Here is a 16,536-nt window from a genome sequence, read left to right as displayed (position 1 = left end):
CCCTATTTTCCCAGTATGCAAAATCAACTTTTTTTTAAGCGATCGCGCTTCTACCTACTAACCTTACTGTCAATAATATTTTTGGGTAGTTGTTCTTTACCTAAATTGCCCCAAAATCGTGAAAACACTACACCAGAACCTCTAATTAATCCATTAACTAAAGGCGATCGCTCTGTAGATATCAACCCCACCGATCCAAATTTTGTGGTAACAGCAGTTCAAAAAGTAGGTCCGGCGGTAGTGAGAATTAATGCTGCTAGAACCGTTAGCAGTCAAGCACCCGATGAATTTGACGACCCGATGATGGGTCGGTTTTTTGGTTCGTCTCCACCTTCTAGGCGCGTAGAACGCGGTACTGGTTCGGGATTTATTGTTAATGCTAATGGGCAAATTTTGACTAATTCTCACGTAGTAAATGGCGCAGATACTGTTAGCGTCACTCTCAAAGATGGTCGGACTTTTAAAGGCGAAGTATTAGGGGAAGATCCCGTTACCGATGTTGCAGTGATTAAAATTGCTGCTAATGACTTACCAATCATTCCTATAGGCAATTCCGACGGATTGCGCCCTGGAGAATGGGTAATTGCGATCGGCAATCCTTTAGGACTAGACAATACAGTGACGGCGGGAATTGTCAGTGCTACAGATAGATCGAGTAGTGATATTGGAGTTTCCGACAAGCGAGTTGGCTTTATTCAAACCGATGCCGCAATTAATCCTGGTAATTCTGGTGGGCCATTATTGAACGCTCGCGGGGAAGTAATTGGGATGAATACAGCAATTATTAGTGGCGCTCAAGGCTTAGGTTTTGCTATTCCCATTAATACAGTTCAAGGAATATCTCAGCAAATTATTACTAAAGGGAAAGTAGAACACCCTTATTTAGGAGTTCAGATGTTAACTTTAACTCCAGAAGTTAAAGAACAGTTAGATACTCAATCGCGCGGACGTATTCGTGTAGAAGCAGAAACAGGGATTTTATTAGTCCGTGTCGTTCCTAATTCTCCTGCCGATGATGCGGGTTTACAAGCAGGGGATGTAGTTCAATCTATTAACAATCAACCAGTAACCAAAACCGACCAAGTACAGCAATTGGTAGAACGTAGCAATGTTGGAAGTCAATTAACAATGGAAATCCAACGGGGTCAAAAAACAGAACAAATAACCGTAAAACTTGAATCCTTACCCACGCAGCGCGATCGCTCTTAATTTATGTCAAAAATTTTAGAAGTAATTCAACTCGGTCATCCTATTTTGCGCTCTCAAGCTCAAAATGTTGATAACACTGATTCTCCCCAGATTCAAAACCTAATTGATAACCTGCTAACAACAGTTATCGCCGCTAATGGAGTCGGAATAGCAGCACCGCAAGTAGCTGTAAACGATCGCCTATTTATCGTTGCTTCTCGTCCTAATCCCCGCTATCCCACCGCGCCTCAAATGCAGCCAACCGCTATGATTAACCCGCAAATTCTGGCGCATTCTTCCGAATTAGTCAAGGGTTGGGAAGGTTGCTTGAGTATTCCCGGAATTAGGGGATTAGTGCCAAGATATAGAGCAATCGAAGTTGAATATAGCGATCGCGCTGGGAAATTGCATAAGCAAGAATTAACCGATTTTGTAGCGCGAATTTTTCAGCACGAACTCGATCATCTTGATGGCATAGTGTTTGTAGATCGCTTACAAAGCACCCAAGACCTAATTACCGAGCAAGAATACCAAAAACTACATCCTGTCTAAAACCTGAATCCCCAACAAAGATAATCCTAGTTTTAAAGTTCTAGCAGTCAAGTTACATAGTACCAATCGAGAAGTCCGCAAAGGTTCTTCGGCGTTTAAGACTGGAACTTTATCGTAAAATTGATTAAACTTTTGACTGAGTTGAAATAAGTATTCGCACAAACGATTAGGAAACAAATCTTGCTCTACAGCATTAACGACCTCATCCAACTGCAACAAATGCTTTGCTAGTATCAACTCTGTTTCATGCTGCAACAAAATATCAACACTGTTTCCTAGCTGCTCAAAATCAATTTCACCTCTACGGCTAATTCCTTGAGTTCGCACGTAGGCGTACAACATATACGGCGCAGTATTGCCTTGTCGATCTAGCATTCTGTCATAGCTAAAAACATAATTGCTGGTACGATTTTGACTCAAATCCGCATACTTAACCGAGCTAATCCCAATTACCGAAGCTGCATTAGCAACAAACTCCTCAGTTTCTTGACGATCCTCCGCTTTTAACCTATTTTCCAAATCTGCACGCGCTCTGACAATAGCTTCATCTAACAAATCTTTTAGTTTTACCGTTTCCCCAGAGCGCGTCTTCAATTTTTTGCCATCTTCTCCCTGTACCAAGCCAAAAGGGACATGATCGATTTCTATGCTTTCTGGAATCCAAAGCGCACGTCTAGCCACCTGAAAAACTTGAGCAAAATGGTTTGCTTGCCCAGCATCCGTCACATAGATTAGCCGATTAGCTTTATCTTGTTCAATTCGGTAACGTACTGCGGCTAAATCCGTTGTTGCATAGTTATACCCACCATCGGATTTTTGCACAATTAAAGGTAATGGTTCGCCTTCTCTATTAGTAAATCCATCCAGAAAAACACACTTAGCGCCCTGATTTTCCACCAATAAGCCAGCTTTGTCTAAATCTTCTACAACTTGCACCAGAAAAGGATTGTAGAAAGATTCGCCGCGTTCTTCATCAAAATGTACATCTAGCAGCGCATAAATAATTTCAAATTCTATCCGAGACTTATTACAAAGAAATTTCCACGCAATCTTTGCTTTTTCGTCACCGGATTGTAGCGCTACTACTGCTTGACGCGATCGCTCTCTAAATTCCGCATCATCATCAAATCTTTTTTTAGATTCCCGATAAAACTCAACCAACTCACCTAAATCTAATAAATCGTAATCATTAACTGATTCAGCCTCACGCAACTGGGTAATCAACATTCCAAACTGAGTACCCCAATCCCCCAGATGATTTAACCGCAATACATTGTGACCTTGAAACTCCAAAACGCGAGCAATACTATCGCCAATAATCGTTGAGCGCAGATGTCCAACGTGCATCTCCTTGGCAATATTAGGACTAGAAAAATCAACCACTACTCGCTTAGGCGTTTTTGCCTTAACAATTCCCAATCTTAAATCTGTGTAAGCGCTCTTAAGTTCTGTCTCCAAGTAGCTTGGCAACAAAGTCAAATTTATAAAACCAGCACCAGCTAACTGCGGAGTTTCACAAATACCAACAACATTCAACTTCTGAATTATCTGTTCAGCAATCTTTCGTGGTTGCTGTCCTAACCGTTTCGCCAAAGACAGAGCAACATTTGACTGATAATCTCCAAACTTCGGATTACTTGCAGGAACAAGCAAAGGATCTGTTTTTGCATATTCATCGCCAAAAGCGGCACTCAAAGCCTGCTCAAAGCTAAGTTTTAGCTGTTTTACCGTATCATTCATAAAATAAGAAACTTAAAATAATAAGTGAGGAATATTCTAACTTTAATCCTCACGACTACTAGACAACATCTGATCGAGTCAAAGGTTTTCCCGCTCTTACATAACTTCTCTATCTGCTACCGAAGGATTCTCATACTCAAATCCAACCACTTCGACTGAGTAATCAGCGCACTGGTAGAAATATAATCTACACCCGTAAGAGCTACAGCCCGAATATTGTCTAAAGTAATATTGCCCGAAGCCTCAATCTTGATTTTACTATTGCGATCGCGGATTTCCTTCACCGCCAAAATCATCAACTCCGGCGGCATATTATCCAGCATAATAATATCTGCTCCGTGCTGTAAAGCTTCTTCTACCTGCTCCAAACTCTCCGTTTCTACCTCAATTGTGAGTGGATAAGGCATATTGCTACGAATAAGTGTGATCGCTTCTCCAATTCCCCCAGCCACCACAATATGGTTATCTTTAATCATCACCGCATCATCTAACCCCATCCGATGATTTACCGCACCTCCAAGCTGTGAAGCATACTTTTCCATAATTCTTAAACCCGGCGTAGTTTTGCGAGTATCCACCAATCGAGCAGGTAAATCTGCAATTTTCCTTGCATACTCGCGCGTCAAAGTTGTAATTCCACTCAACCGCATCGCCAAATTTAAAGCTAATCTTTCCCCCGTAAGCAAGCTATCTAACGTCCCCTCAATTGTTGCTATTTGCTCTCCCACTTCACACCATTGTCCTTCACGCGCGATCGCTACAAAACTAACTTTTGTGTCCAAAAGCTGAAAAACTCTACTCGCCAGTGGTAAACCCGCAACTACTCCCGGTGCTTTAGCCACCCACACAGCTTTTATACTGCTTGCTTTTCCTGCTAATAAACCTTGAGTGGTGCGATCGCCCCTACCAATATCTTCTATCAACCAACTTTGGATTAGAGGATCTAGAACTATCCAAGGAGGTAAACCAGCAACATTACTCACAACTAAACTACTTTTTTCTAAAAATCCAAACTAATTTTAGCCTACATTCCTTGCTGCGTAAGACTTGTATGAAAGCTCCAAAATTCTTTTATAAAAACCCTTGACAACTACCGATGTAGTTGATAGATTAATAAAGCGCTGGAGAGGGAAGCGAAAGCGGAGCGAACCAGAAGGCACGCCGAACCATGAAAAAATTATAATTGAAAAGCCAAAAAAAAGCACTATAGTCTTCGTCAGAAAAACTATAAGAAAAGAGACTCACTTCGGGTGAGTCAAAAAAGAGCTAACAAATAGCCTCCTTTTTTAAACAAAACGGAGAGTTTGATCCTGGCTCAGGATGAACGCTGGCGGTATGCTTAACACATGCAAGTCGAACGGATGTTTTCGGACATTAGTGGCGGACGGGTGAGTAACGCGTGAGAATCTAGCTTCAGGTTGGGGACAACAGTTGGAAACGACTGCTAATACCGAATGTGCCGAAAGGTGAAAGATTTATTGCCTGAAGAAGAGCTCGCGTCTGATTAGCTAGTTGGTGGGGTAAAAGCTTACCAAGGCGACGATCGGTAGCTGGTCTGAGAGGACGATCAGCCACACTGGGACTGAGACACGGCCCAGACTCCTACGGGAGGCAGCAGTGGGGAATTTTCCGCAATGGGCGAAAGCCTGACGGAGCAATACCGCGTGAGGGAAGAAGGCTCTTGGGTTGTAAACCTCTTTTCTGAGGGAAGAAAAAAATGACGGTACCTCAGGAATCAGCATCGGCTAACTCCGTGCCAGCAGCCGCGGTAATACGGAGGATGCAAGCGTTATCCGGAATGATTGGGCGTAAAGCGTCCGCAGGTGGCAATTCAAGTTTGCGGTTAAAGGTTCTGGCTCAACCAGAGACAGGCCGTGAAAACTGAATAGCTAGAGTATGGTAGGGGCAGAGGGAATTCCCAGTGTAGCGGTGAAATGCGTAGAGATTGGGAAGAACACCGGTGGCGAAAGCGCTCTGCTAGGCCAAAACTGACACTGAGGGACGAAAGCTAGGGGAGCGAATGGGATTAGATACCCCAGTAGTCCTAGCCGTAAACGATGGATACTAGGTGTAGCTTGTATCGACCCAAGCTGTGCCGTAGCTAACGCGTTAAGTATCCCGCCTGGGGAGTACGCGCGCAAGCGTGAAACTCAAAGGAATTGACGGGGGCCCGCACAAGCGGTGGAGTATGTGGTTTAATTCGATGCAACGCGAAGAACCTTACCAGGACTTGACATGTCGCGAATCTTACTGAAAGGTAGGAGTGCCTTAGGGAGCGCGAACACAGGTGGTGCATGGCTGTCGTCAGCTCGTGTCGTGAGATGTTGGGTTAAGTCCCGCAACGAGCGCAACCCTCGTTTTTAGTTGCCATCATTAAGTTGGGCACTCTAGAGAGACTGCCGGTGACAAACCGGAGGAAGGTGGGGATGACGTCAAGTCAGCATGCCCCTTACGTTCTGGGCTACACACGTACTACAATGCTACGGACAAAGGGTAGCAAGCATGCGAATGCAAGCCAATCCCATAAACCGTGGCTCAGTTCAGATTGCAGGCTGCAACTCGCCTGCATGAAGGCGGAATCGCTAGTAATCGCAGGTCAGCACTACTGCGGTGAATACGTTCCCGGGCCTTGTACACACCGCCCGTCACACCATGGAAGCTGGCTTAGCCCGAAGTCGTTACCCTAACCGTAAGGAGGGGGATGCCGAAGGCAGGGCTGGTGACTGGGGTGAAGTCGTAACAAGGTAGCCGTACCGGAAGGTGTGGCTGGATCACCTCCTTTAAGGGAGACCAAACCCATTGACACCGAAAATCAAAATAGGTTTAGATGAGGTCAACCTAGGTCGTGGCGAAGAAAGTGGGTCTTTTCAATTATAATTAAGGTTTGGGGGCTATTAGCTCAGGTGGTTAGAGCGCACCCCTGATAAGGGTGAGGTCCCTGGTTCGAGTCCAGGATGGCCCACCTTGAAAAAGCAACAAGACATAAAACTTGTAGCCAATCATTGGGGGGTTTAGCTCAGTTGGTAGAGCGCCTGCTTTGCAAGCAGGATGTCAGCGGTTCGAGTCCGCTAACCTCCACCTGAAGCCAAGCAACCAAAAGTTTATTCAGCACCGTGACTATTAGTAGTAGTTAGAATGCTGAGTCTCAACTCAGTCAGAACCTTGAAAACTGCATAGAGAAAGCAAATAGCAGGCAGATCCAAAAGGGTAAAACCTAATGTATCTGACAAATAGAAAACTGGTCAAGCTACAAAGGGCTAATGGTGGATACCTAGGCACGCAGAGGCGAAGAAGGACGTGGCGACCGACGAAAAGCTCCGGGGAGCTGGAAGCAAGCATTGAGCCGGAGATATCCGAATGGGGCAACCCAGAAACAGCCTGTTGAATATATAGACAGGCATGAGCGAACCTAGCGAACTGAAACATCTTAGTAGCTAGAGGAAGAGAAAGAAAAATCGATTTCCCAAGTAGTGGTGAGCGAAAAGGAAAGAGCCTAAACCAGAAATTTTTATTTTTGGGGTAGTGGGAAAGCGACATGGAAGCTGGAAGCTAGACGAAGCAGCCAAAAACTGCACCAAAGAAGGTGATAGTCCTGTAGTCGAAAGTGGAAAGATACTAGCTTAATCCCGAGTAGCACGGGGCACGAGAAATCCCGTGTGAATCAGCGAGGACCACCTCGTAAGGCTAAATACTACTGCGTGACCGATAGTGAAACAGTACCGCGAGGGAAAGGTGAAAAGAACCCCGGAAGGGGAGTGAAATAGAACATGAAACCATTAGCCTACAAGCAGTGGAAGGACGATTTAACGTCTGACCGCGTGCCTGTTGAAGAATGAGCCGGCGAGTTATAAGTAGTGGCAGGTTAAAGCAAGAATTGCTGAAGCCAAAGCGAAAGCGAGTCTGAATAGGGCGAAATAGATGTCACTGGTTATAGACCCGAACCCGGGTGATCTAACCATGTCCAGGATGAAGCTTGGGTAACACCAAGTGGAGGTCCGCACCGACTGATGTTGAAAAATCAGCGGATGAGGTGTGGTTAGGGGTGAAATACCAATCGAACCCGGAGCTAGCTGGTTCTCCCCGAAATGTGTTTAGGCGCAGCGGTTGTGATTATAGTCTGGGGGTAAAGCACTGTTTCGGTGCGGGCGGCGAAAGCTGTACCAAATCGAGACAAACTCAGAATACCAGATGCACACACAACCAGATAGACGGTGGGGGATAAGCTTCATCGTCAAGAGGGAAACAGCCCAGACCACCAGCTAAGGTCCCCAAATTGTCACTAAGTGATAAAGGAGGTGGGAGTGCAAAGACAACCAGGAGGTTTGCCTAGAAGCAGCCATCCTTAAAAGAGTGCGTAATAGCTCACTGGTCAAGCGCTCCTGCGCCGAAAATGAACGGGGCTAAGTGACATACCGAAGCTGTGGGATAGGTTAAATCTATCGGTAGGGGAGCGTTCTGCTTTGGGTGAAGCACTAGCGGCAAGCAGGTGTGGACGAAGCAGAAGTGAGAATGTCGGCTTGAGTAGCGAAAACATTGGTGAGAATCCAATGCCCCGAAACCCTAAGGGTTCCTCCGGCAGGTTCGTCCGCGGAGGGTTAGTCAGGACCTAAGGCGAGGCCAAACGGCGTAGTCGATGGACAACGGGTAATTAATCCCGTACTGATATGGATTTGTGCAGAGGGACGGAGAAGGCATGAGCCAGCCGGATGTTGGTTACCGGTGCAAGCGTTCAAGGCGTTGAGGAGTGGAGAAAACATTCTGAGCTAAGGCGTGAGTCCGAGGTGATACGTCACTGAAGTGGTAGCAGTCAAGCTTCCAAGAAAAGCTCCAAGCACGTTAAGTCCATATTACCTGTACCCGAAACCGACACAGGTAGGGAGGTTGAGAATACCAAGGGGCGCGAGATAACTCTCTCTAAGGAACTCGGCAAAATGGCCCCGTAACTTCGGGAGAAGGGGTGCCCACCTAAGACGTGGGTCGCAGTGAAGAGATCCAGGCGACTGTTTACCAAAAACACAGGTCTCCGCTAAGTCAAATGACGACGTATGGGGGCTGACGCCTGCCCAGTGCCGGAAGGTTAAGGAAGTCGGTCAGGGCGCAAGCTTAAAGCTGGCGACTGAAGCCCCGGTGAACGGCGGCCGTAACTATAACGGTCCTAAGGTAGCGAAATTCCTTGTCGGGTAAGTTCCGACCCGCACGAAAGGCGTAACGATCTGGATGGTGTCTCAGAGAGAGACTCGGCGAAATAGGAATGTCTGTGAAGATACGGACTGCCTGCACCTGGACAGAAAGACCCTATGAAGCTTTACTGTAGCCTGTAACTGAATCCGGGCTGAGCTTGCGCAGGATAGGTGGGAGGCGTTGAAGTTGCCCTTGTGGGGGTAATGGAGCCAACGGTGAGATACCACTCTGGCGCAGCTAGGATTCTAACTTGGAGCCGTTAGCCGGCACAAGAACCGTTGCAGGTGGGCAGTTTGACTGGGGCGGTCGCCTCCTAAATGGTAACGGAGGCGCGCAAAGGTTCCCTCAGCACGCTTGGAAACCGTGCATAGAGTGTAAAGGCATAAAGGGAGCTTGACTGCAAGAGTTACAACTCAAGCAGGGACGAAAGTCGGCCTTAGTGATCCGACGGCACTGAGTGGAAGGGCCGTCGCTCAACGGATAAAAGTTACTCTAGGGATAACAGGCTGATCTCCCCCAAGAGTTCACATCGACGGGGAGGTTTGGCACCTCGATGTCGGCTCATCGCAACCTGGGGCGGAAGTACGTCCCAAGGGTTGGGCTGTTCGCCCATTAAAGCGGTACGTGAGCTGGGTTCAGAACGTCGTGAGACAGTTCGGTCCATATCCGGTGCAGGCGTAAGAGCATTGAGAGGATCCCTCCTTAGTACGAGAGGACCGGGAGGGACGCACCGCTGGTGTACCAGTTATCGTGCCAACGGTAAACGCTGGGTAGCCAAGTGCGGCGCGGATAACCGCTGAAAGCATCTAAGTGGGAAGCCCACCTCAAGATGAGTGCTCTCACTACATAAGTAGGTAAGGTCACAGGAAGATTACCTGTTAATAGGCGCAAGGTGGAAGTTCAGCAATGAATGTAGCCGAAGTGTACTAATAGACCGAGGGCTTGACCTAATAAATCAATAAAACTATTTGCTTCTCTATGCAGTCTTCAGGGTGCTGTGACCATTACACACTCAACAAGTTTCCTGGTGCTTATGGCGCGGTGGAACCACTCCGACTCCATCCCGAACTCGGAAGTGAAACGCTGCTGCGGCGACGATACTTTGGGGGTTGCCCCACGGGACAATAGCTCAGTGCCAGGTCTATCATTTAACATAAACAAAGCAGCCTCAGTTTATTGAGGCTGCTTTGTTTATGTTAAATGATTAAAATTTGTTTATGTTAAATGATTAAAATACGAGGACTGCTTACTAAAATATTCGTGTCTGCCACCAGGAAGTATTTTTGATTTCATCCCGAATATTTTTGATCTCTGCTTTCAGCTCTCTGATTTCATTTAACATATATTCTTTATACAAAAGACTTATTGCTTTTTGTAAGTCCGTAATTGCTTCTTTTTTTTCTCCTTTGTCATTGCGAATATATCCTCTCTCTATATACGCACTGATGTATTGAGGATCTAATTTAACGTCAGTTCGGGATAAGGAAAAAGCAAAAAAGGGGCAAAACAGGTAGTCTGAAAGTACCAACTAATCAATCCACCTGGCTGCCTTATGCTCAGTTTAGAAGAACTATTCTGCTCCGTCGATGATTTTTGCCAAATCTTTGAACCATTGTGGGAAAATCAATTGCTTGGTCACAATTTACAACGGCGCAAACGTAGGCGCACTTTATGTTTGAGCGAAATCATGACGATTATGATTGGCTTTCATCAGTCTTGTTACCGGAATTTTAAAACCTATTACGAGCGAAAAAGTGCAAGAAGATTGGCAGGCTTATTTTCCCAGACTTGTGAGCTATAACCGTTTTTTAGAGTGGATACCTAGCACTTTAATACCCTTGTGCGCCTATGTACGTTCTCGTTTTGGCTCTTGTAGTGGCATTAGTTTCATGGACTCCACTAGCCTCCGGGTCTGTCACAATAAGCGTATCAGTCAGCATAAAGTATTTAAGAATCTAGCGGCTCGTGGTAAGACTTCGGTAGATTGGTTTTTTGGTTTTAAACTCCATCTGGTTGTCAATGACAAAGGTAAGGCGGCTTAACTTTCAGGTGACTCCAGGCAATATTGATGATCGTAAACCTGTTCCTAGATTACTACAATACCTTTTCGGTAAAGTGTTTGCAGACAAGGGTTACATTTCTCTAAAACTTACAAAAGATTTATTGGACAGTGTTGGCGTACAACTTATAACTAAGCTCAAGCGCAACATGAAGCAGCGTTTGATGCCCCAGGTTGATCGATTGCTATTACGTAAAGTCTTCCGGGGGAAGATTCCCCCGGAGAGCTTTACGTAAACGTGCTGTGATCGAAACTATTATTGACCAATTGAAGAATATTTCCCAGATAGAGCATTCAAGGCATCGTTCGCCAGTCAATTGCTTTGATACTAAGTTGCGATCAGAGGTAGTAGAGTAGTAAAACAGAGAAACTTGGAAAAGGGAAATGGATATGTGGGTCAAGTAACGAAAGCCTGTTCTCACTTAGAAAAGGAGACAATCAAGCAAAAAATAAAGTTAGCGTCCTCTCATTGGGATAGACAAAAATGGCTTGTGATCTACAATGCACTAGCAGACCCTAGACTATCGGCTCAGATTGCGCGTCATTGTGGGGTGTCCCAAGGATTTGTCAGAAAAGTAATTCAGCAATATAACCGCACTGGAGAAATTGGATTATCTACTCCAGGCAAAGGAGGTAGACGTAATTGCTATTTAAGTTGGGATGAGGAAAAACAACTAATAGATGGGTTTAAAGAAAAAGCCCGTCGTGGTCAAATAGCCACCGCAATTCAAATTAAACTTGCTTAGGAACTTAAGTGTGGTTTTCCAGTACCTAAGACGACAATTTATCGCTGATTAGAGAGGCATCAATGGCGCAAAATTGTGCCAAGGTCTTCTCATCCAAAAAAAGACCCTAGTGCCATTGATGAATTTAAAAAAACTTCTCGTCTTTAGTTAGGCAAATAAATCAAACCAGGAATCCATCTGATACTAGACCAATAGTATTAATGGCGGGAGATGAGGGTAGGTTTGGGCGTATAGGAGAAGTCAGAGCTTGCTGGTGTCCAAAAGGTATGCGTCCAATTGTACCTAAGCAACAAGTTAGACAATAGGTTTACGCTTATGCCGCCGTTGCACCCCAGTTAGGTTTAATGACTTGCTTAATTTTACCCTACGCTAATACTCAGATGATGAATTTATTTTTGGCGCAAGTTGCTCAAGAGTTTAGCGATTATTTTGTGATTTTACAATTAGACAAAGCCTCTTGGCATCGTTCTAGCTGTTTAACAATTCCAGAAAATATCCGGTTAATTTTTCAACCTGCCTATAGTCCAGAGTTAATGCCTGTAGAACATATCTGGGAGGCTGTGCGAGAAAACTACTTCTATAATCAGGTGTTTTCATCAATTGAACAAGTAGAAGATGTCCTGTGCCAAGGGTTGTTTGAACTTTCTTCTAACTGTGAGCGCCTACGTTCAATGACTTACTTTCCTCATCTTAAAGTACTACCTCTGACTGCAACTTAGTATGAACCTGGTTTAATTTGGCAATGAAGTATTTCTTGGATGAGAGGAAACCAGATTAAAACTACACTTATTGCCTTCAGAGTTAAAAATCGTTGTAAGTGTCGTCGGCAACTATTGTGTTGAATTGGTAATGGGAGAGTAGCAGCTAGTCTTTCTATTTTTACTTGTTTTTGATTCTGGAGTAACCATACCAACATTTTCAGAGTAATTTGTTGTGATGGAGTCAAGTATTTTTCGAGAAAAGTTTGATAGAATGATGGCAACATTTTTGACTACGGTCTATCTTTATTGAGAAGACCGTTTATTTTTACCATAAATCCTGACTATTTTTCTTTGTGCAGAGACTGTTGTCAATAGTTCGGCGATTTGTCCAGAGAGTTTCAAGGCTATAAGCTTCTTACTGCATGGTTTCTGGAGCGCTTGTCGCCCCCTGAAGATTTGAGGTCGCCCGTTGAAGTAAAATTACCCCGCCGAAGCAAACGACGTACTAGGATACTGAACCAACACTCAATTTGATTAAGCCACGAGCTATGAAGAGGAGTATAAACAAAGTGGATACGATGAGTTATATCAGTCAAAAAGGCTGCAGGAGACTTCATTGAATGTATTATCCCAGACTTCCCCTTAATTCCCAAATCGATATCAATACCACAATTGGTTACGATAAGTTGGACTAAGGACGAAGACTTATGAGTATTAAGTTGGTCGGTGACAAAAATCCATCCATCAGATGGTTTGGTAGCGATAGTCGCAGCGATGTGATCGTTAAAATCCTTTTCGTTGCGTGTAGGACTAATCGTAGAATGATATATCCCTCCAGATGCCACGTCCCATGATGCGATTAAAGAAAGTGTTCCATGTCGAATATACTCAAATTCTTGAAATTCGATTTTACCGGGTTTGATTGTATCTGTTGGATATGCTCTCTCCAGAGCCTGAATACCCGTCATCTCATCAGTACTTATGATACGTATGTTATTGCTATTTAATTCTTGAGCCTGATGGTATGGCTGGCAAATTTGCTCGGAAAGTTGTTTAAATGTTTCAGGATTTTGAGGATTGGCATTCAGCCAGTAACGAGTTAGATGTGGTTTCAACATTACTTGATTTTAAAAAACGACCCACACTGCGGGGCGAAATTTGTGTAACTATGCCACGTTTTACTGATTCGCGGGCGAGTTCCGTTGGTGTCCAGTGCGTCACTGGCAGTCCTGACGTTGCTGGTAGTTCACAGGCAAGGGCAACAATTTGGACTATTTCTTCAATACTGAATTTCCCTGGACTACCCCGTCGCTGTTCGTCCATGAGAACCAAAAGGATTTTTCTCCGTAGTCCTTGATCATTCCTATCCTCTGACTCTGCTTGATTTAATTCTTCTACTGCATCATTAAATCGATTTCGCCATAACCTGACACGATTTCTTGTTAACCTTACCAACAATGAAATCTCTGTATTCGTTAGAGATGAAGCCGCGTACAATATCACTTGCGCTCTTTGCACCAATCGATAAGGATTTGTGTGAGTACGAATTATCGCCTCTAACAGATGCCTTTGTTTCTCTGATAGTACGATCGCCCTTGCTATAGGGTGAGGCACTGCTTATCTACCCTCGATAATTTGTGATATTAAGTTTATCAGTGTTTTACACCACCAATATTACTGGTTAGTTATTTCTGCCCTCCTGTACTAGTCATAATGTGAGCAACTGATGAATCTTAGATATGACTTACTGAGACAGAATGAAACGTTTGGTGAGTAATGCTAATCCAGCGCGTCCATACATCTGCCGTTTCAACATTTTTAATCGGTTATTCAATCCTTCCACTGGACCATTACTCACGCTTAACATCATGCTTGCCTTAACCGCCGCAAAGTCATCAAAAAGACCTGATGCAAATACTTGAAAGGGCTGCAATGAACTTTTTTGAGCCTTGGTCAACCAAGGCTCAAACGCCTCACCTTGTCGCTGGCGTAGCAGTCGCAAGAACTCCTGTGCTAACTCCACTGCAATTGCTAGGTCTGGGTTCTGTGCCACTAGCTGCCCTAACAGTTTGGTGTCTTCGCGCACTCGATTCTCCTCGCGCTTCACAATCAGATAGCTGGCTCTACGAGCCGTCAAGGGCAGAGACTGCTCGTCAATCACTTTGGTTAGGCTTTGAGTAGAATAGACCTCTTGCAAAAGTAGGTGTTAGAATTGGGAGAAAAAGATGAGATAGAGACAATAATGACTTATAAACAAGTAAAAAAGCTGACTTCTGAAGAATTCAAACGATTATCTGGAGTGCATTATGAGACATTTAATCAAATGGTGGAAATAGTTAAAAAAGTATATTGCTCACGCAAGATAACAGGAAGACCGCCAAAATTAAAAGTAGAAGACCAAGTATTAATGACTTTGGAATACTTAAGAGAATACAGAACTTATTTTCATCTAGGAGCAACGTGGGGAATTAATGAATCTACAGCTTATCGAATTGTCAAAAAGATTGAAGATATTTTAATTCAAGCACCGGAACTAAGATTGCCAGGGAAAAAAAGACTAATTATTCAAGAGGATTATCAGCTAGAAACGGTAGTAATAGATGTGAGGGAAACTCCGATAGAAAGACCTAAAAAAAACAAAAAAAATATTACAGTGGTAAGAAAAAAATCCATACATTGAAAGCTCAAGTAAGTATCAGTCAAAAGGATGGGCAAATCCTATGTACGACTTATGGAAAGGGTTCTGAACATGATTTTAAACTATATAAAAGAAGTAAGGTAAAAATCAATCAAGAGGTTAAATGCCTAGCAGATAAGGGATATCAAGGAATTAAAAAGCATCATCCTTTCAGTCAAACACCCAAAAAGCGGAAAGTTTGTGGGGAAGGTTTCCTTCCACAAAACTTTCTAAGACAGAAACCAAGAAAAAGCAAGTTTTCCGTAGCAAAGAGAATAGAGAATAGAGAATAGAGAGTTAGCGAAACAGAGAATAATTATTGAAAATGTTTTTGCACATTTGAAAAGACTTAGGATTTTAAAAGGGCGATATAGAAATAGAAGGAAACGATTTGGATTAAGGTTTAATTTAATAGCTTCTATTTATAATTATGAGCTTTACTTAAATGTCAATCAACTTTAAAGGCAACTTTTGCAAGAGGTCTATTGACCATCACATCGCCAAACCGAATTTGCAACTTTGGACCAGAAGGGGCAATCCGCATAACTACCCCGTCTACAACTGGTACTTGAGAAATCCGTTGCTCGTCTACATAAGTACCATTTGCACCTTTATTAATAATTTCCCAATTTCCGTTACTTTCTCGTAATTCAACGTGCAAGCGCGAAACTACAGAACTGTATAACACAACTTCATTATCTGTTGCTCTGCCAATCCGGATCAAAGATTTGTCGTTAAATTTCCAACTTTGCATTGGAGTTGAGTTTTGTGGATGCAAAAGCATTAATGTAATCACGTTGCCAGTATTTTAAAAGTTACTAAGAAATTTGAAATAAGAAAGTTACCAAATCTCCCTTGCCTAGGGCAATGCGATCGCCTGCACGCAAGCGATGACGATTACCATGAGGTAATGGCAGATTATTAACGTAAGTACCGTTAGCGCTGCCTACATCTTCAATGTAATAAGTATCTCCTTCTACGCGAATATCGGCATGAACCCGTGAAACAATTTCCGAATTGGGAAAGCCAGAAACATCAACATCGGGAGGAATGCGATCATTTTGCTTGCCAATGTGTACTACTGATAAATTTGGCGGCAATTCAATTAATGTATCGGTTTGAATATGCAGCATCCGCGCTTTTTGTTGCTGTAATTGTGTTGTAGAACTTAGTTTAGCCTCCATTGGCATTGCTTCGGGTGCGGCAAAAGGTGGAGCTATAGGTTCTATTGGTGGTGGCGCTGATGGTGGCTCTGGAGAAGTCATTACTGGTGGTTTAGACACCTCTGTTGTTACTACAGGCATGGCTTCAGTTTCATTATTAGTTACCAAAGGCTCTGGTTGTAGGAGTGGCTCTAAAGCCATCAAATCGGGCATAGGTGAGGAAATATCTGTAGCAATGCTTGGTTCTACTTCTGTTGCCATTGATGAGGTAGTTAAGTTAGAACCACACTGACCACAAAATGTCGCATCCGATTGAACTTCTGCGGCGCAATTAGGACAATTTGTCATAGTTGGGAGAGGTGTATAGCAAGCTTCGCACGATTGTGCGCCTTCAGGGTTGGAGTGATTGCAGTTAGGGCAGACGATCATAAATGGGATAGGAAGAAAAGAACAACTTTTTTCAAGCGCAGTCGGGGAGAAAAACAAGTATTACTACCCCATTTAAGTTTTAGCCTGACAATTTACCAAC

At 43.9% G+C, this 16,536-nt stretch carries 12 protein-coding genes, 2 tRNA genes, 3 rRNA genes and 4 pseudogenes; 12 read left to right on the top strand and 9 right to left on the bottom strand.

Going from position 1 to position 16,536, the window contains the following annotated elements; translation table 11 throughout:
* Positions 1 to 15 precede the first annotated feature (15 nt).
* A complete protein-coding gene (locus SYN7509_RS0216085) occupies positions 16 to 1,209 on the top strand; it encodes an HhoA/HhoB/HtrA family serine endopeptidase (protein ID WP_009630894.1) in 1,194 nt (397 codons plus the stop codon).
* A gap of 3 nt (positions 1,210 to 1,212) precedes the next feature.
* Positions 1,213 to 1,740, top strand: coding sequence for a peptide deformylase (gene def / locus SYN7509_RS0216080; protein ID WP_009630892.1), 528 nt, complete (start codon positions 1,213 to 1,215; stop codon positions 1,738 to 1,740).
* Here the strand turns inward: def and argS are convergent.
* Entirely contained in the window at positions 1,726 to 3,480 is a 1,755-nt protein-coding gene (gene argS / locus SYN7509_RS0216075; protein ID WP_009630891.1) for an arginine--tRNA ligase, read from the bottom strand. The two genes, def and argS, sit on opposite strands and share 15 nt — an antisense overlap.
* A 116-nt stretch (positions 3,481 to 3,596) precedes the next feature.
* Positions 3,597 to 4,463, bottom strand: coding sequence for a carboxylating nicotinate-nucleotide diphosphorylase (gene nadC / locus SYN7509_RS0216070; protein WP_009630890.1), 867 nt, complete (start codon positions 4,461 to 4,463; stop codon positions 3,597 to 3,599).
* Positions 4,464 to 4,772: 309 nt separating this feature from the next.
* Here nadC and SYN7509_RS0216065 point away from each other — a divergent pair.
* The 5 genes from SYN7509_RS0216065 (at position 4,773) to rrf (ending at position 9,802) form a co-directional block, all read left to right on the top strand.
* A 16S ribosomal RNA gene (locus tag SYN7509_RS0216065) occupies positions 4,773 to 6,262 on the top strand.
* Positions 6,263 to 6,368: 106 nt separating this feature from the next.
* Positions 6,369 to 6,442, top strand: a tRNA-Ile gene (locus SYN7509_RS0216060).
* 43 nt (positions 6,443 to 6,485) lie between these two features.
* Positions 6,486 to 6,558: transfer RNA gene (locus SYN7509_RS0216055), tRNA-Ala, on the top strand.
* 162 nt (positions 6,559 to 6,720) lie between these two features.
* Positions 6,721 to 9,611, top strand: a 23S ribosomal RNA gene (locus SYN7509_RS0216050).
* Positions 9,612 to 9,684: 73 nt separating this feature from the next.
* A 5S ribosomal RNA gene (rrf, locus tag SYN7509_RS0216045) occupies positions 9,685 to 9,802 on the top strand.
* The 16S, 23S and 5S rRNA genes sit together here with 2 tRNA genes alongside, the layout of an rRNA operon.
* A 108-nt stretch (positions 9,803 to 9,910) precedes the next feature.
* Here rrf and SYN7509_RS0216040 read toward each other — a convergent pair.
* Positions 9,911 to 10,189, bottom strand: a complete 279-nt coding sequence (locus SYN7509_RS0216040; protein ID WP_028954237.1) for a hypothetical protein — start codon at positions 10,187 to 10,189, stop codon at positions 9,911 to 9,913.
* A gap of 24 nt (positions 10,190 to 10,213) precedes the next feature.
* On the opposite strand from SYN7509_RS0216040, the pseudogene SYN7509_RS31925 reads away from it, so the two are divergent.
* From SYN7509_RS31925 to SYN7509_RS26155, 4 genes and pseudogenes are all read left to right on the top strand, one after another.
* A pseudogene (locus SYN7509_RS31925) lies at positions 10,214 to 11,041 on the top strand (IS982 family transposase); the annotation flags it as partial.
* Between the two features lie 71 nt (positions 11,042 to 11,112).
* Complete coding sequence (locus tag SYN7509_RS0216030; protein WP_009631412.1) at positions 11,113 to 11,466, top strand: helix-turn-helix domain-containing protein; 354 nt, start codon at positions 11,113 to 11,115, stop codon at positions 11,464 to 11,466.
* A gap of 60 nt (positions 11,467 to 11,526) precedes the next feature.
* A pseudogene (locus SYN7509_RS31785) lies at positions 11,527 to 11,613 on the top strand (hypothetical protein); the annotation flags it as partial.
* 173 nt (positions 11,614 to 11,786) lie between these two features.
* A pseudogene (locus SYN7509_RS26155) lies at positions 11,787 to 12,185 on the top strand (transposase); the annotation flags it as partial.
* Here SYN7509_RS26155 and SYN7509_RS28650 read toward each other — a convergent pair.
* The 4 genes from SYN7509_RS28650 to SYN7509_RS26145 all read right to left on the bottom strand — a co-directional run bounded on the left by SYN7509_RS28650 (position 12,182) and on the right by SYN7509_RS26145 (position 14,328).
* Positions 12,182 to 12,451, bottom strand: a complete 270-nt coding sequence (locus SYN7509_RS28650; RefSeq protein ID WP_009631340.1) for a hypothetical protein — start codon at positions 12,449 to 12,451, stop codon at positions 12,182 to 12,184. The pseudogene SYN7509_RS26155 and the gene SYN7509_RS28650 overlap by 4 nt on opposite strands.
* A gap of 120 nt (positions 12,452 to 12,571) precedes the next feature.
* The gene (locus SYN7509_RS26150) at positions 12,572 to 13,285 is read right to left on the bottom strand and encodes a transposase (protein ID WP_009629863.1); all 714 of its coding nucleotides are present in this window, start codon (positions 13,283 to 13,285) and stop codon (positions 12,572 to 12,574) included.
* Entirely contained in the window at positions 13,230 to 13,781 is a 552-nt protein-coding gene (locus SYN7509_RS28645) for a helix-turn-helix domain-containing protein (RefSeq protein ID WP_009629864.1), read from the bottom strand. Before SYN7509_RS28645 ends, SYN7509_RS26150 begins: the two co-directional genes overlap by 56 nt.
* A gap of 130 nt (positions 13,782 to 13,911) precedes the next feature.
* Complete coding sequence (locus SYN7509_RS26145) at positions 13,912 to 14,328, bottom strand: ISL3 family transposase (protein WP_028954368.1); 417 nt, start codon at positions 14,326 to 14,328, stop codon at positions 13,912 to 13,914.
* 81 nt (positions 14,329 to 14,409) lie between these two features.
* Here SYN7509_RS26145 and SYN7509_RS28640 point away from each other — a divergent pair.
* Positions 14,410 to 15,306 (top strand): annotated as a pseudogene (locus tag SYN7509_RS28640) (IS5 family transposase).
* Here the strand turns inward: SYN7509_RS28640 and SYN7509_RS26135 are convergent.
* Positions 15,293 to 15,598 carry an FHA domain-containing protein gene (locus SYN7509_RS26135; RefSeq protein WP_227501507.1) on the bottom strand — a complete coding sequence of 102 codons (306 nt, stop codon included), beginning with the start codon at positions 15,596 to 15,598 and terminating at the stop codon, positions 15,293 to 15,295. The pseudogene SYN7509_RS28640 and the gene SYN7509_RS26135 overlap by 14 nt on opposite strands.
* Before the next feature lie 64 nt (positions 15,599 to 15,662).
* Entirely contained in the window at positions 15,663 to 16,436 is a 774-nt protein-coding gene (locus SYN7509_RS0215995) for an FHA domain-containing protein (RefSeq protein ID WP_009631859.1), read from the bottom strand.
* Between the last annotated feature and the right edge of the window lie 100 nt (positions 16,437 to 16,536).

This window comes from Synechocystis sp. PCC 7509 (genome assembly GCF_000332075.2).
Lineage (GTDB): Bacteria > Cyanobacteriota > Cyanobacteriia > Cyanobacteriales > Chroococcidiopsidaceae > Aliterella.
The sequence above is the reverse complement of the archived record's forward strand: the minus strand, read 5'-3'. Positions and strand labels throughout refer to the sequence as shown.